This is a genomic window from Aliidiomarina minuta (genome assembly GCF_003987145.1).
Taxonomy (GTDB): Bacteria; Pseudomonadota; Gammaproteobacteria; order Enterobacterales; family Alteromonadaceae; genus Aliidiomarina; species Aliidiomarina minuta.
The window spans coordinates 88,757-112,107 of sequence record NZ_PIPL01000002.1; the positions used below are offsets into that span (position 1 = coordinate 88,757).

General features: G+C 48.7%; 21 protein-coding genes. 17 read left to right on the top strand and 4 right to left on the bottom strand.

What is annotated here, in order from left to right:
• Nucleotides 1-2: 2 nt before the first annotated feature.
• The 5 genes from CWE09_RS10675 (at nucleotide 3) to CWE09_RS10695 (ending at nucleotide 7,186) form a co-directional block, all read left to right on the top strand.
• On the top strand, nucleotides 3-3,710 hold the full coding sequence (locus tag CWE09_RS10675; RefSeq protein WP_126804040.1) for an efflux RND transporter permease subunit: 3,708 nt from the start codon (nucleotides 3-5) through the stop codon (nucleotides 3,708-3,710).
• Nucleotides 3,697-4,062, top strand: coding sequence for a copper-binding protein (locus CWE09_RS10680; protein ID WP_126804041.1), 366 nt, complete (start codon nucleotides 3,697-3,699; stop codon nucleotides 4,060-4,062). Before CWE09_RS10675 ends, CWE09_RS10680 begins: the two co-directional genes overlap by 14 nt.
• A 40-nt stretch (nucleotides 4,063-4,102) precedes the next feature.
• Entirely contained in the window at nucleotides 4,103-4,819 is a 717-nt protein-coding gene (locus tag CWE09_RS10685; RefSeq protein ID WP_126804042.1) for a PepSY domain-containing protein, read from the top strand.
• On the top strand, nucleotides 4,816-6,597 hold the full coding sequence (locus CWE09_RS10690; RefSeq protein ID WP_126804043.1) for a PepSY domain-containing protein: 1,782 nt from the start codon (nucleotides 4,816-4,818) through the stop codon (nucleotides 6,595-6,597). The genes CWE09_RS10685 and CWE09_RS10690 overlap by 4 nt, the downstream gene beginning before the upstream one ends.
• 124 nt (nucleotides 6,598-6,721) lie before the next feature.
• On the top strand, nucleotides 6,722-7,186 hold the full coding sequence (locus CWE09_RS10695; RefSeq protein ID WP_126804044.1) for a hypothetical protein: 465 nt from the start codon (nucleotides 6,722-6,724) through the stop codon (nucleotides 7,184-7,186).
• Between the two features lie 185 nt (nucleotides 7,187-7,371).
• Here the strand turns inward: CWE09_RS10695 and CWE09_RS10700 are convergent, their stop codons facing one another.
• The gene (locus tag CWE09_RS10700; RefSeq protein ID WP_198679759.1) at nucleotides 7,372-9,192 is read right to left on the bottom strand and encodes a bifunctional metallophosphatase/5'-nucleotidase; all 1,821 of its coding nucleotides are present in this window, start codon (nucleotides 9,190-9,192) and stop codon (nucleotides 7,372-7,374) included.
• Nucleotides 9,193-9,339: 147 nt separating this feature from the next.
• Here CWE09_RS10700 and CWE09_RS10705 point away from each other — a divergent pair, with 147 nt between their 5' ends.
• From CWE09_RS10705 to CWE09_RS10720, 4 genes are all read left to right on the top strand, one after another.
• Nucleotides 9,340-11,682, top strand: a complete 2,343-nt coding sequence (locus CWE09_RS10705) for a TonB-dependent receptor (RefSeq protein ID WP_126804046.1) — start codon at nucleotides 9,340-9,342, stop codon at nucleotides 11,680-11,682.
• Nucleotides 11,683-11,825: 143 nt separating this feature from the next.
• Nucleotides 11,826-12,527, top strand: coding sequence for a hypothetical protein (locus tag CWE09_RS10710; RefSeq protein WP_126804047.1), 702 nt, complete (start codon nucleotides 11,826-11,828; stop codon nucleotides 12,525-12,527).
• Between the two features lie 27 nt (nucleotides 12,528-12,554).
• Nucleotides 12,555-13,349: a helix-turn-helix domain-containing protein gene (locus CWE09_RS10715; protein WP_126804048.1), complete on the top strand. Its 795-nt coding sequence runs from the start codon at nucleotides 12,555-12,557 to the stop codon at nucleotides 13,347-13,349.
• 9 nt (nucleotides 13,350-13,358) lie between these two features.
• Nucleotides 13,359-13,802 (top strand): VOC family protein, encoded by a 444-nt coding sequence (locus tag CWE09_RS10720; RefSeq protein ID WP_126804049.1) that lies wholly within the window; start codon nucleotides 13,359-13,361, stop codon nucleotides 13,800-13,802.
• 68 nt (nucleotides 13,803-13,870) lie between these two features.
• On the opposite strand, the gene CWE09_RS10725 is transcribed toward CWE09_RS10720, so the two are convergent.
• The gene (locus CWE09_RS10725; protein WP_126804050.1) at nucleotides 13,871-14,542 is read right to left on the bottom strand and encodes a hypothetical protein; all 672 of its coding nucleotides are present in this window, start codon (nucleotides 14,540-14,542) and stop codon (nucleotides 13,871-13,873) included.
• Between the two features lie 148 nt (nucleotides 14,543-14,690).
• Here CWE09_RS10725 and CWE09_RS10730 point away from each other — a divergent pair, with 148 nt between their 5' ends.
• The 7 genes from CWE09_RS10730 (at nucleotide 14,691) to CWE09_RS10760 (ending at nucleotide 19,788) form a co-directional block, all read left to right on the top strand.
• Nucleotides 14,691-16,238 carry an EAL domain-containing protein gene (locus CWE09_RS10730; RefSeq protein ID WP_126804051.1) on the top strand — a complete coding sequence of 516 codons (1,548 nt, stop codon included), beginning with the start codon at nucleotides 14,691-14,693 and terminating at the stop codon, nucleotides 16,236-16,238.
• Nucleotides 16,239-16,358: 120 nt separating this feature from the next.
• The gene (locus CWE09_RS10735) at nucleotides 16,359-17,390 is read left to right on the top strand and encodes a DUF2157 domain-containing protein (RefSeq protein ID WP_126804052.1); all 1,032 of its coding nucleotides are present in this window, start codon (nucleotides 16,359-16,361) and stop codon (nucleotides 17,388-17,390) included.
• A 17-nt stretch (nucleotides 17,391-17,407) separates the two neighbouring features.
• A complete protein-coding gene (locus CWE09_RS10740) occupies nucleotides 17,408-17,836 on the top strand; it encodes a hypothetical protein (protein WP_126804053.1) in 429 nt (142 codons plus the stop codon).
• 307 nt (nucleotides 17,837-18,143) lie between these two features.
• Nucleotides 18,144-18,896: an alpha/beta hydrolase gene (locus CWE09_RS10745; RefSeq protein ID WP_126804054.1), complete on the top strand. Its 753-nt coding sequence runs from the start codon at nucleotides 18,144-18,146 to the stop codon at nucleotides 18,894-18,896.
• Nucleotides 18,897-18,900: 4 nt separating this feature from the next.
• Nucleotides 18,901-19,182, top strand: coding sequence for a nitrilase-related carbon-nitrogen hydrolase (locus CWE09_RS10750; RefSeq protein ID WP_157982851.1), 282 nt, complete (start codon nucleotides 18,901-18,903; stop codon nucleotides 19,180-19,182).
• Nucleotides 19,157-19,309: a hypothetical protein gene (locus tag CWE09_RS14355; RefSeq protein ID WP_420807998.1), complete on the top strand. Its 153-nt coding sequence runs from the start codon at nucleotides 19,157-19,159 to the stop codon at nucleotides 19,307-19,309. Before CWE09_RS10750 ends, CWE09_RS14355 begins: the two co-directional genes overlap by 26 nt.
• Nucleotides 19,310-19,479: 170 nt before the next feature.
• Nucleotides 19,480-19,788, top strand: a complete 309-nt coding sequence (locus CWE09_RS10760) for a hypothetical protein (RefSeq protein ID WP_126804057.1) — start codon at nucleotides 19,480-19,482, stop codon at nucleotides 19,786-19,788.
• Here the strand turns inward: CWE09_RS10760 and CWE09_RS10765 are convergent.
• Nucleotides 19,785-20,564 carry an acetoin reductase gene (locus CWE09_RS10765; RefSeq protein WP_126804058.1) on the bottom strand — a complete coding sequence of 260 codons (780 nt, stop codon included), beginning with the start codon at nucleotides 20,562-20,564 and terminating at the stop codon, nucleotides 19,785-19,787. The genes CWE09_RS10760 and CWE09_RS10765 overlap by 4 nt on opposite strands.
• A gap of 306 nt (nucleotides 20,565-20,870) precedes the next feature.
• On the opposite strand from CWE09_RS10765, the gene CWE09_RS10775 reads away from it, so the two are divergent.
• A complete protein-coding gene (locus CWE09_RS10775; protein WP_126804059.1) occupies nucleotides 20,871-21,089 on the top strand; it encodes a DUF6500 family protein in 219 nt (72 codons plus the stop codon).
• Nucleotides 21,090-21,151: 62 nt separating this feature from the next.
• Here the strand turns inward: CWE09_RS10775 and CWE09_RS10780 are convergent, their stop codons facing one another.
• Nucleotides 21,152-23,251, bottom strand: coding sequence for a TonB-dependent receptor (locus tag CWE09_RS10780; RefSeq protein ID WP_126804060.1), 2,100 nt, complete (start codon nucleotides 23,249-23,251; stop codon nucleotides 21,152-21,154).
• Nucleotides 23,252-23,351: the final 100 nt, after the last annotated feature.

Below are 23,351 nucleotides of genomic sequence, written 5' to 3' on the forward strand. Positions count from 1 at the left end.
TTATGACGAACTGGCTGTTACAGAATAAGCTTGTAGTTGGCTTACTGGCAGTGATTGTGGTGGTCACCGGCATATTGGTGGCGCCCTTTAACTGGGACACCGGCATGCCGCGGTCACCGGTCGCGGTAGATGCGATTCCGAATATCGGAGAAAACCAGCAGATCGTATATACCGAGTGGCCAGGTCGTTCGCCCCAGGATGTGGATGATCAAATCAGTTACCCCTTGTCGGTACAAATGATGGGGGTGCCGGGCGTCAAAGACGTGCGCACGCTGTCGATGTTTGGTTTTTCCAGCATTGCGGTCATTTTTAATGACGATGTGGAATTTTACTGGTCGCGTTCACGATTGCTGGAAAAACTCAGCAGCTTGCCACCTGGTACTTTACCTGAGGGTGTGCAACCGGCGTTAGGTCCGGATGCCACGGGGCTTGGTCAGGTTTATTTATATACGCTGGAAGGCAGAGATCCTCAGGGTAACCCTATTGGTGGCTGGGATCTGGATGAATTACGTTCGGTGCAGGATTGGTATCTGCGTTATGCGCTGCTGGCGGCGGAAGGCATCTCTGAGGTCGCTTCAGTAGGTGGTTTCGTTCGCGAGTATCAAATCGATGTCGACCCGGATGCGCTGCGCTATTATGACGTGACCCTTGAACAGGTAATGACCGCAGTTCAGCAATCGAACCTCGATGTGGGCGCGCGCACCACCGAAATCAACAAGGTGGAATATATTGTTCGCGGTGTTGGTTTTATCAAGTCACTGGAAGATATCGAAAGCGCCGTAGTGCGTTTAGCTGGTGATAATTCGCCGATACTGGTTTCTGATGTGGCGACTGTTGGTTTTGGTCCTGCTGAGCGTCGCGGCGCTTTGGACGTTGCCGGTGCTGAAGCTGTCGGCGGGGTAGTTACGGTACGTGAAGGTTTCAACCCTCTTGAAGCTATTGAAAATACCAAAGCACGTATCGCGGAAATAGCTGACAGCATGCCGGCGCGTGCCGTGATTGACTGGGACGAAGTTAGTCCTCAGCAAGTGCAGGAGTTTGCAGCCAGTCAGCAATTGCCGAGTTACCAAACTGGCACCCTCAACTTTGATGATCATAATCAGCGCGCCTGGGCTGAATGGTTGCAGGCGCACCCCCAGAACAGTTGGCCGGAATGGCTGAATCTGAGTCAAATCAACGTGGTGCCCTTTTATGACCGCTCTACCTTGATTATGGAAACGCTGGGCACTTTGAACGACGCGCTGGCCCAGCAATTATTGGTGACCACTGCTGTGGTCATGATTCTGCTCTTACACCTGCGTTCAGCCATTACGGTCGCGACTATGCTGCCGCTGGCGGTATTAATGTCCTTTATTGGCATGCGGGTGCTTGGAGTGGAAGCGAATATTGTGGCGTTGGCGGGTATCGCCATTGCGATAGGTACCATTGTCGATATGGGGATTATTGTCACTGACAATATCTTAAGGCTACGAAAACAGTTCCCGGATAGCGAAATCGGCAAAATTATTCAGCGCGGTACCAAAGAGGTAGGTCCTGCGGTCATGACCGCCATAGCGACCACAGTGATTAGTTTCCTGCCGGTGTTCACTATGACCGGAGCCGAAGGCAAATTATTTACGCCACTGGCATATACGAAGACCCTTGTGTTACTTGCCGCTGTGGTGCTGGCGCTGGTCGTGGTGCCGGTCATGTTACGTATTTTACTCAGCGATCGCTTTAAAAGAATAGATGCCTGGCTGGAAGCCCGGCGCAAGGCCTACCGTATTCTGTATGCCGTACTTACCTTTATAGTGCTTATTGTGCTGGCGAACCTATGGGAACCTCTAGGTCCGGCAGCCGGAACCATACGCAACGTGCTCTTTGTAATGATTCTGTTCACCGTTGTGGTGGGTAGTTTCGCTGTCATTATTCGTTTTTACGAACCGATGCTGCGCTGGTGCCTGCGTTTTAAAGCAGCATTTCTGGCGCTGCCAGTGCTGGTAATCATTGGAGGACTCGCCATTGTTCCCGGCTTAGGCCGTGAATTCATGCCCTCCCTTGACGAAGGCTCTTTCTTGTTAATGCCGACTACCATGCCGCACGCTTCAATTGGTGAAGCACTGGATGTATTGAGTCAGCAGGATAAATCCATCGCCGCCATTCCGGAAGTGGAATCTGTGGTGGGTAAAATCGGACGCGCAGAAACGGCCCTGGACCCTGCTCCTGTATCGATGATTGAAACCATCATCAACTATAAAAGCGAGTTCAAAACTGACGAAAATGGTCGCAGAATGCATTTCAGAACCGATTCTGACGGCAACTTTGCGCGCGATAGCGATGGAGAGTTAATCGCCGATCGTCGTGGACGCCCGTATCGCCAGTGGCGCGATCATATACAAAGCCCGGCCGATATCTGGAACGAAATTACAGCCGCCGCGGAAGTGCCCGGAGTGACCTCAGCACCACGTCTACAACCTATTGAAACCCGGCAGTTGATGTTGCAAACCGGTATGCGAGCGTCGATGGGTGTGAAAGTACAGGCACCGGACTTAGAAACTCTGGAGCAGGCAGCCCTTGATATTGAAGGGGTGCTGCGCGACTCAGAAGGAGTTAATGCTGCTTCGGTTAGTGCTGAGCGTGTGGTCGGCAAACCTTATCTGGAGATTAATCTGCGGCGCGACCAGTTAGCGCGTTATGGTCTTAGTGTTGAAAAAGTGCAGAACACAATAGCTGCAGCGCTGGGTGGTGTGGAAGTGACTCGAAGTATTGAAGGTCGTGAGCGTTATCCGATTCGGGTGCGCTACCAGCGTGAGCGCCGTGACGATATCGAGTCCATGTATGAGACTCTGATTAGCGCGGCTAATGGTGCCCAGATACCGCTTTCTGAGGTAGCTGAAATTACTTACACGCGTGGTCCGCAGATGATCCGTTCGGAAAATACCTTCCTCACCGCTTATGTCACCTTTGGCTCCACCGGCGGGTATGCCGAAGTGGAAGCGGTAGAGGCTGCAAGCGATCACCTGAAACGGGCCCAGGAGCGTGGTGAGTTAAGTCTGCCCTCGGGGGTGAGTTACAGCTTCGCCGGTAGTTACCAGCAGCAGCAAAGCGCCATGCAGACCTTGCAGCTGGTGATACCGCTGTCACTGATACTGATCTTCATACTGCTGTATTTGCAGTTTAAAGAAGTTAGCACTGCGCTGATGGTGTTTAGTGGCATCGCTGTGGCCTGGGGCGGCGGTTTTATCATGCTGTACTTATACGGCCAGTCCTGGTTTGCCAACTTTAGCATTCCCCTGGTTACCCAGGGAGTCACGCTGCGTGAAATCTTCCAGTTCGAGGTGACTAATTTAAGTGTTGCGGTGTGGGTAGGTTTCCTGGCGCTGTTCGGCATCGCCGTTGACGACGGTGTCGTCATGGCTACTTATCTGAAGCAGCGATTCAGTGAAGGTGTCAGCGATACCGTAGCCAGTGTGCGTGAACGTACTGTAGAGGCCGGTCTGCAGCGTGTACGTCCTTGTCTGATGACCAGTGCGACGACCATCTTAGCCCTCTTTCCTGTCCTTACAGCGACCGGGCGGGGTGCTGACCTAATGATTCCAATGGCAATACCTACGGTGGGCGGTTTGACCTTCGTGGTGTTGTCGATGTTTGTAGTGCCAGTGCTGTATAGCTGGCGTGAAGAGTTGAAACTTAAATTTAATAGTAAAGGAGCTTTAAATGTCGACATTTAGTCAGGTAATCACTGCTGTGGCAGTAACCTTTTTCGTGAATGGCGCTGTCCTGGCACATCAGGAGCATTCGCACCATCAACACGGCCATGCCCACTCGGAAAAACATGCGGAGGCAGAGTTTGTGCGTGCCGAAGTGGTAGAAGTGGATTTAGAGCACAAAGAAGTGGTTCTGAAGCACGAGGCTATTGAACACCTCAATATGCCAGCGATGACCATGGCGTTCAGCGCCGCTGATGATGTGGAAATTTCCGCCTTGAGTGCAGGGGATGAGATCAAGGTCAAGGTCGAACGGCAGGATCGGGATTTCGTCATTATTGAGATGAAGGCCGAAATAGATCATCATGCTCACTAATAATAATTCCAATGACTTTAACCCTTATCTCTAAGTGACTATGCAATATCAATCCTCTGCGTTTCGCACCTGGCATCGCTGGTTAGGCATTATTGTCGGCGTGCAGATGGTTATCTGGGCGATTTCGGGCGCTTACATGGTCATTGTTCAGTTACCTTTTATACATGGGGTGCATCTGACCGAGGAAGCCGATGGTGAGATTCGTGATTCGTCACTGGTGACTCGGTTGCCCGCCGTACTCGATAACTATCCGGACGCTGAACAGATTCATCTGGTAAACCGCTTGGTACAGGGCGAAGGCCAGGATCTGGCTCAATTACAACTGGACACAGAAAAGTTTTTGGTCGATCTGAATACTCTGGAGCCGGTTGAGCTCTCCGAAGCGGATGTTCGCGACCTGGCTGCTGCTTATTATGCCAAGGGCGAACCGCATATCAGCGGCGTTGAATACCTTGAAGACGAATCGCCGGGTGAGCTAAATGAGCGTTTTTTACCAATCTGGCGAGTCAATTTTGATGATTTTGGCAACACTAGTTTATACCTGCATCCGCAAACCGGAGAGATGACTGTGCGCCGTCATGATTTCTGGCGTGGCTTCGACATTATGTGGATGCTGCATATTATGGATTACAAAGACCGTGTAGACATCACCACCTGGTGGCTGCGCGCCTTCATCTTTGCCACTTTTGCTTTTCTGTTTACCGGCACAGTGTTATTACTGCAAACCTTGTGGGTGTCGCGGAGGAAACCAGCGTGAAGTTCCTACAATGGTTACATCGCTGGACTGGACTAATTTTGTTAATTCAGCTCATGCTGTGGACCGTCAGTGGTTTGTATTTTGCACTGGTCGATCACCATGGCATGGGAGGGCAGCAGTATTTTAGTCAAGAGCAACCTGAGCCACTGAGCCGGGCGCAATTAGCGAAATTGTCATCGGACTGGTGGGACGATCTGAATGGTGTGACTCAAGTACTTACATACAGAGCCCTGGGTCTGCCGCGAGTAGAAGTTCATCATCAGGATGGCATTCGTTATCTGGATGGGCGTGATGGAAGTCGGTGGCAAACCAACGAAGATTTCGCGCAGCAAATTGCGCAGGCAAGTTATTCTGGGCCCGGCAGCCTGGCCCGGGTTACGCCGATTGAGCGTACCCGTGAGCTGCGCGACTGGAGAGGGCAGGGTTTTCGGATCGATTTTGATGATGATCTGAACACTCGGGTATATGTTGACCGAACATCAGGCACTGTTATCGACCACAGAAACACTCCTTGGGTGGTTGCTGACTGGATGTTCAGACTTCATTTTATAGATTATACCGGTGGTCGGAATTTTAATAACCTGGTGGCTATTGTCGTCGCTGTGATGACCCTTTGGTTTGCGCTTTCGGGCTTTATATTGCTGGTCAAGTTGCTGAATAGCGGCGAAATGCGCTTCACGCTGCGCAAAGCATCGTTGTCGGCGAGTGTTGGAGGTCAGGCGTTTAAATTCACCGACAAGGCTCACAAAACCGTGCTGCAGGTTCTGCAACATAACGATATCACTGTCGAAAGTGGCTGTGGTGGCGGTGGCACCTGTGGTTTCTGTGTCGTAAAAGCGTCGCCTGACACACCGATAACGGTAAGCGACCGTTCACAGCTGTCGCAAACTCAACTTAACGAAGGCTACCGTCTTTCCTGCCAGCACAGTATTGAAACCTTGCATCAGGTTGAAGTGCCGGAAACGGATGCGCGCAAATATTCACTGCGCCTGAAAGAATCCCGCTTTATAACGCCTATGCTTAGAGAGCTTCGCTTTGAAGTTGATGAAGAACAGGTTGAATACGCGGCCGGGCAATACATGCAGTTCTTGATTCCGGCGGGTGCGGGACAAAGCCGGCCTGTCGATATTCCGGAGGATTTTGTATCTGAATGGCATGCAATCGCGGCAACCAACTTCAGACATGACGCAGTGCGACGCAGCTACTCTATGGCAACCGCTGCCGGTGGTACTGAGCTGGTTTTTACTGTGCGGTATCAACCACAGAGTTCAGGTGCGCCTGCCCCGGGCGTCGGTTCTTCGTATTTGTGCAATTTAAAGCCGGGTGAAACTATTGTTGCCGAGGGTCCTTATGGAGATTTCCAGAGACTTGAAGGGGCTGAACGTAAGCTTTGCTTCATAGGCGGTGGCGCGGGTATGGCACCGTTACGAGCATTAATTCAGGAAGAGCTTGAAAGCCACTCACCACGGCCAATTCAGTTCTTCTACGGTGCCCGTAATCGCGGCGAATTGCTCTATATGGATGAGTTTGTTGAGCTCGACAATGCCAATAAACTGCGCTTTATACCGGTGCTGTCTTCGCCCCGCGAAGCCTGTAAGTGGAGTCACGCACAGGGTTTCGTGCATGAAACTGCTAAAGCATGGCTGGAACAGCGGGACATCAGTGAATATGACTTTTATATTTGTGGTCCGCCCCGCATGCTTGCAGCGACCTTAACCATGCTCAACGAGCTAGGGGTAGATTCATCTCGTGTTCGTTATGATGATTTCGGTAACTAGTTGGTAATTTCTCTGCGGTTTTGTCAGTCATTACTGGCTGACTGGTAACAGGGTTACCCAGATACTGTCTATCGTTGCTGGTATACAGGGTCTTACGCTTTTTACGCTGGCTATTACCTATAGTATGCAGGTGCTGACAGCAGTTACCGAAAAGCGCCGTTTGGCGTTACTGATCAACGCCCTGCTAGCGATGAAAGGTAAGCATCAGCTGGATGGAGCTGAATCTATTCAATATATTGTAAGCAAACTGAACACCTTAGATGGCGATATCGCAGGAATATCACAAAAATACTCGGCTTTCCCCATCATCCACTTTTTCCACGACCGTTCACGCAATGATTCTTTACCCCTGAATGCTTATAAGCTAAATCACTGTTTAAACGAGGTTATTCAATCTCCAACAGTATCAAGTGATGCAGTAACTCAGATTAAACAAACACAACTATTGCTTAAGATGTTGGCTATCAAGTCGCTTCGGCACCAATTTGTGCAGAAGCACTTACTACAGGAGGCCAACAAGAAGGGTAGGAATTACCTCACAACTGATAAATTATTATTTCTCTATCGGAACAGCACGGTTTACGATTGAGAATGCTGGGCACGTGTCATTTAATTGACTCACTTCCCCCTATCCATACCCCTAGCGCCATGGTTGGTAATGTTAGCTGGCTTGCTCTATTTCATGTCGTTGCGTCTGCAGCTGGTAAAGTCTGAATCAGTTGCTGAGTCAGAACGGGCGCTAATTGTAAAGCGAGATGGATCACCTCCAACGCCTTAGTCTACAACAACGCGTTTATCTAGAATGACTTCTATAACGCCTTGCTCGCGGATATACTGAGTCACTTCGTTGCGCATTAACAAACCTGTGTTGTCTGTTGCATGTTGAGTGATGTCATACCCCAGAACCGACTCCGGCAATCCGGTGCCTATGATGTCGCCGCGCCAGCCTTGATTGCCGTTGGCTATATAATCGCCCAGCGCTAGTTTAAATCTGTGTCTATCTGGATACTCACTTAATGGCTTGCCATGTACTTTTATGTTTTTAACCTTGTTTCCGCTAACTTCATAGCGCAATGCGTTGGAAAAATGCAAAAAACCGCGTGATACGAAGTCGGTTAAGTCAAATTGATCCACTTCATCTTGGCGCACCAGCCGCTGGGCATTGCTTTCAATCATGAGTTGAAGATGCTTTGGAGTGAGTTCAAGTATATGGATGACATCGGCGTAGGGCATGACTTGAAACCAATCACTGAAAGTGACTTCAGAACCCGGAGTCAGTCCAGCCAGTATGCCGGATGCATTGACGGCCGCTATATCTGCACTCAATCGGACCGCTGCCGCGTCGGCAATGGTATTGGCCAGGGCCATTTCCCCAACATAGCGTTTTTCTAACGTATTCTGAGTGTTAAGTGCCGGGTCATTGGCCGCTGTTGCTATGACTTCTTGCAGTACATTATCAAATGCCGCTAACACAGGCGCTATATGTTGTTGCTGAAATGCAGTATCTACCAGATTGCCTTCGGTGACATGCATCTGCGTTGCATGCAAATAATTGGCTTTAAATTGCGCCTGTCTGCCGGGTTTTGATGGCACTGGCACACGTATGTTCAATTCCCCTAAATAACGGCCCCAGCTTCCGGCCTGCACTATAGGAACTTCCTGAATAATATAGGCGTCGTCGACCTGTCCTTGCTCGTCGGGGTAAAGCGCGGTATGAGAATGGCCGCCAACAACCAGTGCTGGTACCGATAATTCTGCCAGATACCTGGCTACGGCCCTGTCGTCGGTTCCGGCATCGGTTTGGTAACCTATGTGGGTTAAGGCAATGAGTAAATCGACATGGGGGGCTAACTCAGGCGCCAGTTCTTGCAAAGCCTCAAGTTGGGGTGTGATATAAAGCTCAGGATCATCCGCCAGGTTGGTTTTGGTGTCTTCGAAGGAGGTCAGCCCTATGATGCCGACGCGGGCTCCGGCAAAGTCGCCGATAAAAGCCGCGGCATAATGTTGCTGGGTCAATACCGCTGAACGCTTCAGGTTAGCTGATAGCAACGGGAAACCGGCGTCCTGCTCAATTTTACTTTTTAGTATCTTGCTGCCGCGATCAAACTCATGGTTGCCCAATACGGCGGCGGTCATACTGGCCTGACTATAGGCATGGTAGGCCAGACTGATAACGAAATTATCAGGTGTAGTGCCGAGTAACTCGTCATAAACTTCCCCGGTATGATCATCGCCTGCGGACAGGAAAAGGGTCAGTGCATCAGGTGACTGCTGACGTGCTTTCTCAATGCGGTGTGCCATCTGTGCAAAGACATATGTATCACCCTGTGAGGTGTCCGGAATTACCAATTTATTGTGCAGATCATTCAGATAAAATAGGTTCAATTCCAGCTCATGCTCTGATGCTGGAAGTTCGCGTTCAAATTGGGTAAGTGCCTGCCAGTCACTACCCTCTGGTTTATGCCGATGGATAAGGTAACTGCGTTCAAATGGATCATGGGCCGGATCCATAACTTCGACCCAGAAGCGCTGCTCTGCATTGGCTGTTGTCAGTATTAAATACGCTGCTACTGAAATAAATAATAAAAACTTCATAAAGATACCTTCACGTTTTCTGTATAGCTGGTGGTTAGCCTGACACAGTAAGATGTCAAATTTACGACAACCCCTTGTCATTAAGCGGTCATTTTTCAGGCACAAAATTATGACGCTGATAACCATGAAAACAAATGAGGGGATTACATGAAGCAGTCAGAGAATAAGAGCGTGGCAATGTTCAGCTTAGTGAGCATTGCCGTGAGTTATGCGTTATATAACTCTGTTGCTGTTGCCGATGATGCAACAGCGGACGTGGAGCGCATTATTGTCACCGCGCAGCGCACAGAACAAAGTCTGTTGGAAATTCCGGATGCCATTTCTGTAGTCGGTGGCGATGAACTGGATTTGCTTAACGTGGCTACTATGTTTGATTTAAGTGACCAGGTGCCGGGTCTGGTGGTCTCCAGTGTTCAGGGGTATCGTCCAAGTATTACCATTCGGGGTGTAGGTAACGAAATTCCGGATAATGCAGGCACTAAACCGGCGGTGGCTTATCACATCGATGGTGTTTTCATGGCCAATGACTATGCGTTATGGGCTGATCTGGTAGATATAGAGCGCATTGAAGTGCAGCGGGGGCCGGATGGTACTATTTACGGTAACAGTTCAACGGGCGGTGCCGTTAATGTAGTGACCCGGCGCCCGGATACCTTCGCAAGTTCTGGTTTTGCTGATTTTACAGTGGGCCAGTACAACACTAAAAATCTACGCAGTTCACTGAATCTGCCGCTCAGCGATGAAATGGCGATACGGCTATCAGCATCCCATCGACAGCATGATGGCTTTACTCAAAACCTTGCGCTTCCCCACGACACCCGGCTGGACGACAAAAACGATACCACAATGAGGGCTCAGTTATTGTGGCAACCCTCTGAGCGGTTGGAGGTCATGGCGCAGTATATGCAGTTCAGTTCAGATACCAATGGACCGGCGTTAAAGGGCAACTATGACATCATCTCAGATGACCCCCGGGTTGTTTATCAGGATACCTTTCAGTACTACAAACTGGATAACGACCTGCTGACGCTGCACTTAACTTATGATCTGGGTTGGGCAAGGCTAAAAGGCATTTTATCTAAACAGGATTATGACATGCGCCGGCGTCTGGATATGGATCGCTCCAGTCTGACAGCTAATGATCCGGCACCCTTCCCGCTGGCTGATGGCGAAATCCCCACCGACCTGGGGCAAGTTCCTATTCCTGAATACGTAAGTAACCTGCGTCAGGAAGATACATCCTACACTGCTGAGATGAACCTGATTTCAGCAGATTCAGAGAGCTCGCTACGCTGGGTATTGGGCGCCTTTTATCTGGATACTGAAATTTTCAGCAACACCCGTAATTTTTATGATGCAGACAGAGACGGGGAACCATTAAGTGAAGTTGTGGCCGGCCCTAATGTTTTTGCCAACAACCCGGATATTGATTTTATTAACTCGGATTATCGTAACTTTGAGTCTTATTCGGTATTTGGCCAAATCGCTTATGATCTGACTGAACGAGTAACGCTGACAACCGGATTGCGTTACACCGAAAACACATTCAGTGACGAGCGTTGCAGCTTAAATTGTGTACCGGATCGTTCGCCTATCACCAGCACACCCAGTGACAAAACTGACAACGTAACCGGCAAAGTGGCGTTGGATTATATGTTGAGCAATCGTAGTATGCTGTATGGCTCAGTGGCCACGGGCGTGAAACCGGCCGGTTCTAACAGTAGTACGGACACCCGCTTTTTCCCTGAAGTCTTTGATCAGGAAACAGTGACAGCCTACGAAATAGGCAGCAAGAATCAGCTGTTGGAGAACCGCTGGCGGCTTAACCTGGCTGCCTTTTATTATGACTATGAAGACTACTTGTTTGAGTCCAGTGGTATCGGACGATTTAATTCAGGTGCCTCTAACATTCCTGAAGCTGAAGTTTATGGTTTTGAGGTTGAATCTGTAATGCGTCTGGCCGATAACTGGACGCTGAATTCCAATCTGACCTGGATGGATTCGGAAGTGAAACGAGGTCGCGATGCAATTGATCGTGCCGAAGCAGAAAATGCGTCGGTAGGCCTTATTCTTGCGGGTGCCTCCGAAGAGGAAATCAATGCAGCCCGGGAAGCCACTGCTATTGATTTGACGGGTAACAAACTGGCGAAAATTCCAGATTTCGTCGCTAATATCAGATTAACGCATGACTATCCGCTCGCTAATGGTGCTTCATTGCGTAGCACCCTGGGTTATAACTATCGTGGTGACTACTATGCCCGGGTGTTTAATTCAGAAGAGCGGGATCTGGTGGAGTCCTATAGCCTGGTGAACTTCAATATGGGCTATTTTGCAGCCAGCGGTGACTGGTCGGTAGAGTTGAACGTGCAGAATCTGTTCGACAATGACGCTATCGCTTCTTTGCATACGGACACCTTTGGCATAGGCATTACCAGCGCCCAGTATTTAGCGCCGCGTAGGGCTACACTGACCGCCCGTTATCACTTTTAAGTCTCAAAATTCGCACCCAATACGTAATTTGGGTGCGAGTGTTAATCCCACTATCATTAACATCGTTTCAGCAAAACCGTCATTTAATTGGGCCACATCCCTTGTTAACATGAATTCAACGTATAAAAGACAAAGGTTGTATCGTGGTAGCACTGTTCTTAGGCATATTATTGGTTGAAGGTTACTATCTGTATGATTTGTTACGGCAAGTATATGAACAGCCAGGTGGTGAGGAGATTTTTGAATATGTATGGTTACTGGCTGGATTTAACCTCATCAACGGTTTGCTTGTTGTCATCGCTTACGCCATCGGGCGCCACTTCTCGGGGCAGCAGACCAAACCCTGGTGGGCATTTTTCCTGCTTGGTGGCGTGATCGCCTTTGCTACAATTAAAATAAATGGCATGTTGCTAGAAACCCCGTTGGGTGTAGAGGGCGAGACTCCGATGACATTCCTGCTACCCGTGATACTTGGCTTTTTGCTTGCGTGGTTACCCTTGGGCCGAGTTCCTGGGGGGCTCAGGCAGCGGCCGTTTGATTGCCCTCATTGTGGCCATAGTCATAACTTTTCAATGAAGTCGGTTAATAAAGTGGGCGACAAAGTACTTGTATGCGAGCCCTGTCAAGGCCACATGAAGCGTACTCTTGATGGCGGGCGTCTGGCAATCTGGTTTGTTCCGGTGTTTGTTTTGCTCTTCGGTGTTTCGATGAACTTCCCGTTGTCCGTGCCGCTGGCGCCGTGGCTGATGCTATTTGTTGGATTACTCTATCTCATCTCTCTGCGTCTGCAGCCGGTAGAGTCTGTACCAGCTGATGAATCAGAGCAGGAGTCACCTGTAGAGTAAGCATCTCATTTTTAAAGAGGCTTTGTTATGGAATCAACGAGCAAAGAAACTCAGGTGTCATTGCCGGCGCTTGCGTTGCGACCCTTTGTTAGCCATTACTGGCTGAGCCTGAATAATCAGGAGAAGGTTCATGGCGTATTGCCGGATGGCGCTGTAGATGTGGTGGTGGAGATAGGGAAAGCTGATTGCCAGGTAAACATCTTTGGTACCACGACATCAAGAGCGGAGCTGCCTCTCGATATAGGTACGCATTATCTGGGTATTCGTTTTAAACCCGGTCAAAGCCGGCATTTTGTGGATGTAAGAGTATCGGAACTTACTAATGCAGTGCAGCCTGTTGAAGGCGACCTTCTAGAGGGCCTTAGTAATGCCGTGGAATGTGTTGCTTGCAGCCACCTTTTTGCGCGACTGGACGGCGTCTTGCTAACTCACCTGAATCGCCAGGCACCGCGGCGTTCACGCATGGACGATGTTATTCGTTACCTTGGAACCTGCCATGATCTGGTTCCCGTTTCAGAACTTGCAGATATATATGGTAAAAGCCGCCGGCAGTTTGAACGCCACTTTGTCGAAGTTGTAGGTCTTTCGCCTAAGCTTTTTACTCAGGTTATTCGTTTTCAGAAAGCCGCCTGGATGCTTGCGCATTCGCCACTGCCCCTGGCGCAGGTGGCAGTGGCGCTTGGTTATACCGACCAAAGTCATTTCACTCATGAATTTGTGCGCTTCTATGGAGAATCCCCTTCTCGGGTACGCAGAGGTGTCGCATTCGTACAAGACAGAGAACACCTCGTAAACCATGATAAAAGCTCCATTCTAATTTGAGGTGCAATTATGAAACTTAACAGTTTTTATCCGGTGATTATGACGCAGGACCTGGTCGCGTCACGCGCGTTCTATACAGAGCATTTTGACTTCATGGTGACATTCTACGCTGATTGGTACGTGAGTTTGCGGTCCGGTGAGAGTCCATCCTTTGAGCTCGCCTTGCTGCAGGCGGATCATCCAACCCTCCCGGCTCATACCCGGGGCAACATAGTCGGTGGACTGATTCTGAATTTTGAGGTGGACGATGTAGACAGCGAATTTGAGCGACTAAAGCGTGCAGGCCTGCCAATCCACCAGGAGCTGCGCACGGAGGAATTTGGGCAACGTCATTTTATCACCGCCGATCCAAACGGTGTGCTTATTGATGTGATTAAAATGGTTGCCCCATCCGCGGAATATGCAGAACAGTATGATGAAGAAACGCTGAACAGTATAAAGTCGGATGCTTAATGTAGATACTCTGCATAGCTTTAAGCGTTGTTATGGGCTGTTCGCCGTCAGAGCGGCAGCCCAGAGGTTTAGTTTCTATGGCTAAACTGCCAGGCAAACTGGGTGCGTTTCCACATCAGTGCTACGAAGGGGAAATGCAGCCACATATAGAGCGCAAAATGCCACTCGATATTGTTCTCCATCATATCGGCCCAACTGAAGCCAATCTCTTTGAAGAGTAGATTGCCCATGCCCAGAAGCCAGCAAAGTATGATCAGGGTTAGTTGAATGTAGATATACCTGCGCATTGTGGAGTCGATTTTATCGCCCAGCTTATGCAGGGTGTTGATGCTGAAAATCTGCGCCAGTACGGTTAAGCCAAAATAGAAAATGACACCGTAGCGGCGCAGGAAGCGGTTAAAGTCGCCTTCGGTACCTAGAAAATCGACGTATAAAATCAGGAAAAGGGCGCCAATGCTGCCCAATATGAAGACATGTAGCTGAGACTTTTGCGTCATGCGCTCCAGCCACTTTTGTTGTAAGTACCAGAATATCACCAGCAAGGCGGCCAGGGGCATCATCAGGGCGCGGAAAAAGAAAATCGCATTGCCTTCACGTGCTGCGCGGCTAATAGTCGTGCAACCGTCAATATAGGGATTGCATTGGAAAGCGACACCTTCCCACCATCCAATGGCATAGGCTCCGTGGACGGCAATCACCGGAATCAAAAATATCATCCATGCAATATGCTGAGGGCGCATGTCATCTCCCTAAAACAATATATACGGAAATTAGCTTAGCTGAATAAGCGAATGTTGCCGAATTATAAAGCTTTGTTTCAGTACGTCGATATAATGCTGACAAGTCACATCAGTATGCATAGTTGGCGTATTAAGGTAGATATTCTAAATGAAAAGAAGAGGTTTTGGGGTACTGTGGGTGACTTTGGCGGTCTGCGTAGTTCTGTTGTTTGCGGTGCATAGCCTGACAAAAGATTATCAACGTGCTGAACAGCAGCAATTTTCTAATAGCTTGCTTAATCATGCTGAGTTGGTTTCTTCTCAAGTAATGAACGCGATGAGAAATGCACAGGATGAGTCCATTTCTAAATGCACGGCAGAGAGTCTTGATCAGTTAAGACGAATTGCAAATCAGTATTTGTACGTTTATGACCTGGGGGTCGTAGAAGCAGACCAGGTTTTATGTACAGCGAACTGGGGAGTATTTACCACGCCTTCAATGCTACCTGATACCTATTATGGCGCGTCCTCCAGATTTCAACTTTATTCTAGAGCTGAAGGCATATTTCCTGTTCCTTTGCGTTTGGATATTACCAGGGGCGGGAGCATTCTGGCATTTACAGCTGAGTTTTCGTTTCAGCATTTTATTAATCAAAACCGCGGCTTTTCTTATTCACTAGGCATGGCTGATCAAGCGCATGACTTTTTGAATTATCAGTCGCGACGACAAACTATAGGTTGGCCAGAAAGATTCAACCTGAGCATGTTTCAATTAACGACCCAAAGCTGTAGTGAAATTTTTCGTTATTGCGTGCAGACCAAAAATAACCGAGCCGGCATTCTCTATTTCAGTGCTTACTTTATTGCCGTTATAGTGGTGATCAGTCTTATTTTCGGCTTTCTCGTTGCCTACACGATACAATCTTATTTATATAAGAAGAACTCAATGGAGTTCAGGTTGCGCCGGGCGATTCAAACCAGGTTAATTTATGTTGAGTATCAACCTATTCTTCATGCGGGCACCGGAAAAATTGTTGGCGTAGAGAGCCTGGTTCGATGGAACGATGCTATATATGGCAAGGTCTCGCCAGAGCATTTTATCAGTATCGCAGAGAACATGGGGTTGTATGAAGAGCTAACCTTCCATGTGGCGGGCACCTCAATCGAAGAAATGGCACCTGTTTTGAAGCGCGATAGCAATTTCACCTTGTCTATTAATGTCAGTAGTTTTGAAGTTCTTTGTGATGAATACCTGTTGTTTTTGAAAAATAAAGTTAAGGCCTGTGGGGTGCCGCACAATCAGCTTAAAATTGAGATCACTGAAAAAATATCGGTACCTTTAGAGGCGCTTTCTGCATTTTCGCATAAAGCAAAACAGTGTGGCTTTCGAGTCTCTCTGGATGACTTTGGCACCGGGGTCGCGAATCTGGTCTGGTTAACTGAAATGGCCTTTGATGATATCAAAATTGATCGCACTTTCACTCAGTCATTAAATGATGCTTTCAAAGATAAAATGGTGCTTTCTATCATGGCTATGGTTTCAGACTTACATAAGCAAGTGATCTTTGAAGGCGTCGAAACCCAGGGTGAACTGGATGTTATCGTGGATCGATTCTCTGATGCCTATGTTCAGGGTTGGTATTATTATAGATCTCTGTCGAAAGAAGCCTTGTTTGAAGTATTGCAAAGCCATGGAGACACAATGTCCGCGGCGTAAATCGTGTTGCTCAGCTCTGGTATTTACTTGTTTTTTTCATATCACCTGATGATTAATCTATTTTATTATATGAAGGTGACAAAGATTTCAGGCCGGGCAGAAAATTAAGGACGGAATCGAATGAAAATAACCAGGGAAACTCTCGAGTCAGCAGTGAAGAAAGATATTATTTCTTCTGACCAGGCAGATGAGCTTTTGCGCTTTTTCAAAGCTCAGCCATCTACGGGCCCCAGTTTTGATTTCACCCATGTGCTTTATTATATGGGCGGCCTCATTGCTATTGGGGCCATGACGCTGTTTATGAATTTGGGCTGGGAGAACTTTGGCGGCTGGGGCATTCTCTTTATTTCCCTGATATATGCCGCTATCGGCCTTAGGCTAACCTCGGTTTTTCAACGCAAAGGGTACGCCATTCCTGCCGGTATTTGCACCACTTTTGTGGTGGCGCTGACCCCGTTGGCAATATACGGCTTGCAACAGGCCATGGGGTGGTGGCCGGTTGATGCAACCTATCAAGACTACCATAGATACATTCGCTGGCACTGGATTTACATGGAATTGGGCACGCTGGCGGTGGGCGCCATTATGGCGTTTAAGTATCGCTATCCCTTCCTGGTTATGCCGATTGCTGTAACGCTGTGGTACCTGTCAATGGATATTGCAGCAGTCATAGCTGGAGGCTCAGCAGCCTTTGAATTACGCACCTTAGTATCGCTTTATTTTGGGCTGGCTATGCTGCTTTTTGCCTTCTGGGTCGACATGCGTGGTTCAAAATCCGGTGATTATGCGTTCTGGCTGTATTTATTTGGCGTGCTGACTTTCTGGTGGGGGCTAACCCTGCAAAATCCTACTGGCGAGCTTTCGAGGTTCTTATACTTCTGCATTAACCTGGTGCTTATTGGAGTGGGGGTGGTCATTGTTCGTCGCGTGTTTGTAATTTTTGGAGCCATTGGAGGTTCACTCTATCTTGGCCACCTTGCCAGTGAAGTATTTAAGGACAGCTTTTTGTTTCCAGTCGCCTTGACGTTGATGGGTTTAGGAATCATCTATTTAGGTGTGCTGTGGCAAAAAAATGAGGCTGCAATTACAGCCCGGGTCAGGCAGCGACTGCCATCCCGAATACAGGCGTTTTTGGCGCAAAGAACAGAGTAGGTGGTAGGAGAGCGTATATGCGGTATTTAGTTTTATTGGTATCTTTTTGGGCGCTTTCGGGCTGTGCCCAGAGCAGTGACTGGTATGAAGGCCGTTGGCAGGTTACTGACGCGAAATTTCCTGGTGTCAGTGCAATGGGAATGGAAGAGGCGCAAGTCTGGTTTGGATCCGAAGTACGCTATAGCAAAGATGAAGTCAGTTTTCGCGACGAAGTCTGTGCAGAGCCCTCATTCAGCCTGAGCAGGTTGAATGAGGGCGAGTTTTATACCCACTATCGAGCCGGATTTCAAAGCCTGAAGATTGCAGGGGACAGCGTCGAGATTTTGAATGTCAGCTGCCCTTCCGAGTGGACGGTACCAGGGGCAACGCTGATAAAAGCCAGTGACGAGACCGCCTATGTACCCTGGGATGGCGTGTTTTTTAAAGTCACTAAGATCGCCGACTGAACCGACATGTCGCCTGATTTAGAAAGGGCTGGCGGTGGGTCGCACTGCGCACGAAGCGCGCTTAATGATGATTCGTAACGACATCAATGCAGTGACCGGCGCTGATAAGGTTGGTTATGAGAGCTCATAGCAGTTCAGTGGTGAATTTAAGCGATTATTCGGCCGCGGCCCGGTTGAAGAAGCTCGTCACAGCATGTGAAAAACAACTTCTATCGTCAGTTTCTAGACGCTGAATTTCTGTTGTGTTTATTTTGTGAATAAGGGTACAGTAAGTTATTAACCACGGGAGCAAAGGAGCGCCCCAACTATGCCCAAAATCTGGGTTTTTTTAGTCGGTATAATGCTGTTGTCCGCTTGCCAGCCGCAGGAGTCTGTAACACCTGCGGGAAAGGAACAACAAACCTTGCAACACCTGCCCGCGTTGCAGGGGGACTATTTTGAACTTGAATCTGCTTTATTAGAACGCTCCCTGCATATCTATGTGCGTTTACCTCTGGGCTACGACGCAAACGAAACCCATTATCCCATTGTGTACCTGTTGGATGGCGATTCACTTTTCCCTATTCTGGGCGCTAATCATCTGTTCCTGACCTATGATGACAATCTGCCTGAAGCCATTATTGTGGGCATTGCCTATGGATCCTTTGAGCCAGAGATCAATAAACGTGGTTATGATTTTACTGCCAATGCGCCAGATGCCCGTGAGGGGCAGGGCGGCGCTGCTAAATTCCATGACTTCCTGAAACGTGAACTTATACCTGAAGTTGAAGGCCGGTATCGCGCTGACTCAAACCAGCGTGTGCTTTTTGGGCAAAGTCTTGGAGGCTCTATGGTGCTGTATTCTGCTTATACGGACCCTGATTTGTTCTGGGGCAGAATTGCCAGTAACCCTGTTTTTGCACCTGGCCGGGAGATGTTTTTCGCTGAAGGCGAGCCCGCTACACGAACCAATCTAAGATTGGTTGTGACCAGTGGTTCTGATGACAGGCCACCGTTAAGAGCTGCCGCATTAGCCTGGTTTGATTATGTAGCGGCTTATGAAAATTGCGAGGCCGAGTGAAACTATGAAAATAGGTGCGATTCAATGTAAGGCGATACCTGGTGACATTAATACCAATATAGCCCGACATCTGCAGTTGCTGGAGCGGGCCACGGAACATGGAGCCCGGCTTGTGTTTTTCCCTGAGCTGTCGATTACCGGGTATGAACCTCGACTGGCTAAATCACTAGCGATGACAGGGAAAGAAGCGGTTTTAGGTGTTTTTCAGGAATGTAGCAACCAGTCCGCATATAGCACAAAAGCACGACATGTTCGTTCTGATGGCGAATGCTCTGGGGCCCAGTGATACTTTTGTTAGTGAAGGTCAAACAGCTGCCTGGGATCCTTCAGGCGCTTTATTGGCACAAATGAATAACAACCATGAAGGTATACTGATACTTGATCTTGAAAGTCGAAGAACTCAAATGGTTTGAATATTTTGTGGTAATTTTGGAACCATGCGTCACTATATGAAAGTGTCGGCTAAGCGAGAATTATAGCTTGCAGCATTTTTTAAAACGCTTAAACCAGTAAATGGTTATTAAAGCACTTAATTCACCACAGAACCGTGGTGTTATAACTTCAGGGTAACAAGGACTAACCAATGAGAAAAACATGGGAATTCGATGTTAAAGGGCACGCTGTCAGAGTCACAAATAGCTGGCTTCATGGCGTGAAATTATACATTGATGGTGATTTCAGGGATGAGGACCGGAGCTTTCTGGCATTTGGTAATGAAGTTCGATTGTCAGCGCGCGTAGGAGAAATCGGTGTCATTGAAATTGAACCCAGAGCCTTACTGTTTGCAGTAGAAATCGATGCTTACTTTATCGAAGGTAAACATCGTAGTTGCGTATTTAGCTCAACTAAAAGGCTTTCGTTGGCTCACCAAAGAGCAAAACGGATAACTTAACGGAACACAATGCCACCGTCGATGAGTGGCGCCTGACCTGTCATGTAGTCAGAGTCCGGGCCTGCGAGATAGGAGACGAAGTTTGCCACGTCTTCTGGTGTTTGTGCCCGGCCAAGGGCAATGCCATCGACGTATTTTTTATAGGTTTCACCTTCTTCTGCGCCGGTGATTTCTGCGAAGCGCTTATCAATCTCGACCCACATGTCGGTGCCAACCACGCCGGGGCAATAAGCGTTGACGGTGATGCCTTCGCTCGCATATTCCAATGCTGCGGCTTGTGTTAAAGCGCGCACGGCGAACTTAGTTGACGAATACACACCCAATAGCGCAAAACCATTGTGGCCAGCGATAGACGACGCATTGATAATTTTGCCTTTCTGTTTACGCTCAATAAATTTCTTCGCCGCAGCCTGAATTCCCCAGAGCGTACCATCCACATTGATTTTCTGAATCTTACTCACTTCTTCCTGGGTAACATCGGCAATAGCCTGAACCTGAGCAATACCCGCGTTATTGACGATAATATCGAACCCGCCCAGCGTTTTTTCTGCATGTTCGATAGCCGCATAGACTTGTTCGCGGTCGCTGACATCGGCTTTGAAAGTCGTGGCTTTACGGCCTAAGGCTTCAACCTCTTTCGCAACTTCATGCATTTTATCTTCGTTCAGATCAACGATAGCGATGGCTGCACCGTCGTTGGCTAAACGCAGAGCGATGGCACGTCCAATGCCTTGACCTGCGCCTGTGACTAATGCCACTTTACCTTGAATCGACATAATGTACTCCTTGTTGATGTGATTGAAATATTTCAGTCGGGAGATCCGCTGGAAGAATTTCCCAATCAGCTTACTCATAGGGTAGTTGAGTTTCGTAGATGCAGATCAACAAGTGATCAAATAGGGTTGAAACGAACAATGCTGGGCCTATATCGAGGAGCTTGGTTGATATTCCCGAGGGTTTTGTGCCGTCCAGCACTTATTGGCTGGTTGATAAGGATGAAATCCTGGGTGTTTCGAATCTTCAGCATTCAAGTGCTATATAATCGATACCGATTAACAGTCCGATAAGAATAGGTTAAATCAATGAGAACAGACCTCAGAGCAAAAGTAATCGCCGTGTGCGATCAGAAAATCCGGGCGAAAGGCGAGACTGTGGGTCTTTCTTTTTATGCTTTCTTTGCTAACAAAAATGACGATCCTGAGCTGCTTATGGAAGCGGCCACCTGGTGGATAAAAACGCATAAGCTGGACCATTTTGAAAAGGCGAAAAAGATCAAACAGATGGTCCAGTCGGGACTTTAACGTAAAAGCCAACTCTGCGTTTTTGGGCGTATCCAGCTGCGACAGCAGACACGCCCTTTGCTTTAGAATTGGTAGCTTAGGCGCAATGAAGCATGCCGCCCTGGCTGCGTGTATTGTTCAAGAGAAGCCTCTTGCGACTGCCCAGCGACCAACTCGTACGGAAGATAACGTTTGTCGAACAGGTTTTGCAACGACAGATTGAGTTGCCAGTTCTGCCATTCGTAACCTGCCATGAGGTCTGCGGTGGCCCAGCCAGCAGTTGTCGTATTGTCGCTATCAGGTACCCGGTTCATGCTTGATGCAGCGCGCACCGCAGCCCCTGCGTACCAGTCAACTCCTTCATATTGCAGTTGCACGTTACCGCGCCATGGGCTGATGGAGGTCAGGTAGGTGTCAGTGGTGTCGTCTTTACCACTGGCCCAGGTGAGTGCGGTATTGAGTCTCCAGGGCGCAGCAAAACGATATTGCGCGGCGAGTTCTGCGCCGTATATGTAGGCCGATTCGGTATTCTGATACTGGAATACACTACGTTCTAAGCCTGGAATAAAAGTAGGCTCGGTGGCAATCAGTTGCGCATCAATAAAATCAGTGAAATCCGTATAAAAGGCTGCCAACGTGTAGCTAAAAGCACCGTTGAATGACTTTAAACCTACCTCAAATGAGTCGCTCGTTTCGGGCTCGAGTTCGGCATTGGGTCGAATTACATAAATGGGTTCAACACCATGACTTTGATAGGCCTGATCATGCGGTGGGATACGAAATCCGCGAGCGTATTGCGCATACAGATTGGTATTATCGGTTAGCGCCTGCACGATACCCAGTTTAGGCGATAATGCAGTTTCGCGGATATTCGCCATATTTTCAGGGTCATGCACGTCATCAGATTTTGGTGTCATCCGGTAAACATCAGCCCGAAGTCCCATGATAAACTGGGTATTGGTTGTGGCTAGCGTTGCGTTATTTTGCACAAATAAACCGCCGAGCCAGGTTTCAGCACCAGGGAAAGCCGCCTGAGGTTCATTGTCCTGTTCAACTGTTCCATCAGCCAGGACACGGGTTTTCAATCGCGGGCGACTGGTGTCCAGGTAATCAACATCAAGACCATAGACAAACTGATGTTCGAGCTGATTGCTCGATACATGCTTCACTGCCTGCCAGCGTGCACCAAAGATGTCCTGTTCAAAACGATAATCATTAAAATCAAGATAACTGCCGTCGCCGCTGCCACCCGCTGCAATCTGGTCATTGCTTTGGCGGTACTGTGAGAAGTAAAGCTGGCTATCGATCTGATCCGCGTAGGCTCTTGTTTGCGTCGTTCGGTAGTCGACGGAGAACGCGCTTTGGCGGTCGCTGACGTCGGTCTCATTGCTGCCAGCGCTCAATATTTGTTCATTATTTTGTTGATAGTGGTCAAAGGTAAACTTAATGGCACGGTTGTTATCAATATCGCGCGTGGCTTTAGCAAGTATTGACCAGGCATCGAAGTCATATTCAGGTAAACTTTCTTCGTAATTCTGGGTCTCGTTACCCTGGCGATGCGACAGGGTCACCATGCTTTTCCAATCACCGTGATCTCTTGCTGCCTGTGCGCTGGCAAACCATTCACTGTTGATACTGCGATAGCCACTCGCAAGGTTTACATGGCTATCGTCACCCTGTAGTAAGTCAGTGGGATCAGGGGTGGTCACCACAATAATGCCGCCAAGCCCGTCCGAACCGTACAGAGGTGATGCAGCCGCTTTAGCGACTTCTACCCGTTGTATCTGGTTGACGTCAAGATAACCGCGACCCACTAAGAAGCCACCGCCGCCTTCATAGGCGTCATTGATGCGCCGACCATCTTTAATATACATCAGGCGGTTACCACCAATGCCCCGCACGGTCAGTGTTTGTGGACCTCCCGATTGACCCGTGCTGGTAATTGAAGGGTCATAACGGAAGATATCCCCTATGTCAGTGCTGACCTGACGTTCAATATCCTGCTTGTCGACAACAGAGACGGCGCCAGCGACATCTTTCAGTTGCTGCTCGACTCTGGAGCCTGTGACTACAATAACGTCCTCAACATTCGCGGTAGCACTGTCAGGGGTGTCGCTTGCCTGTAGCGCGTTGTGAACGAAGAGGGTGAGGGCGCTAAGCAGGTAGACCTTTTTGGCTTGCATGGAATCGCTCCTTTTGTTTTGGCTAATTTGTATGCATCAGGTGGAAATGGAACTGGCTTAAATTGCGAGACCAGCTAACTTTCAAAAGAGTAAATGAGAA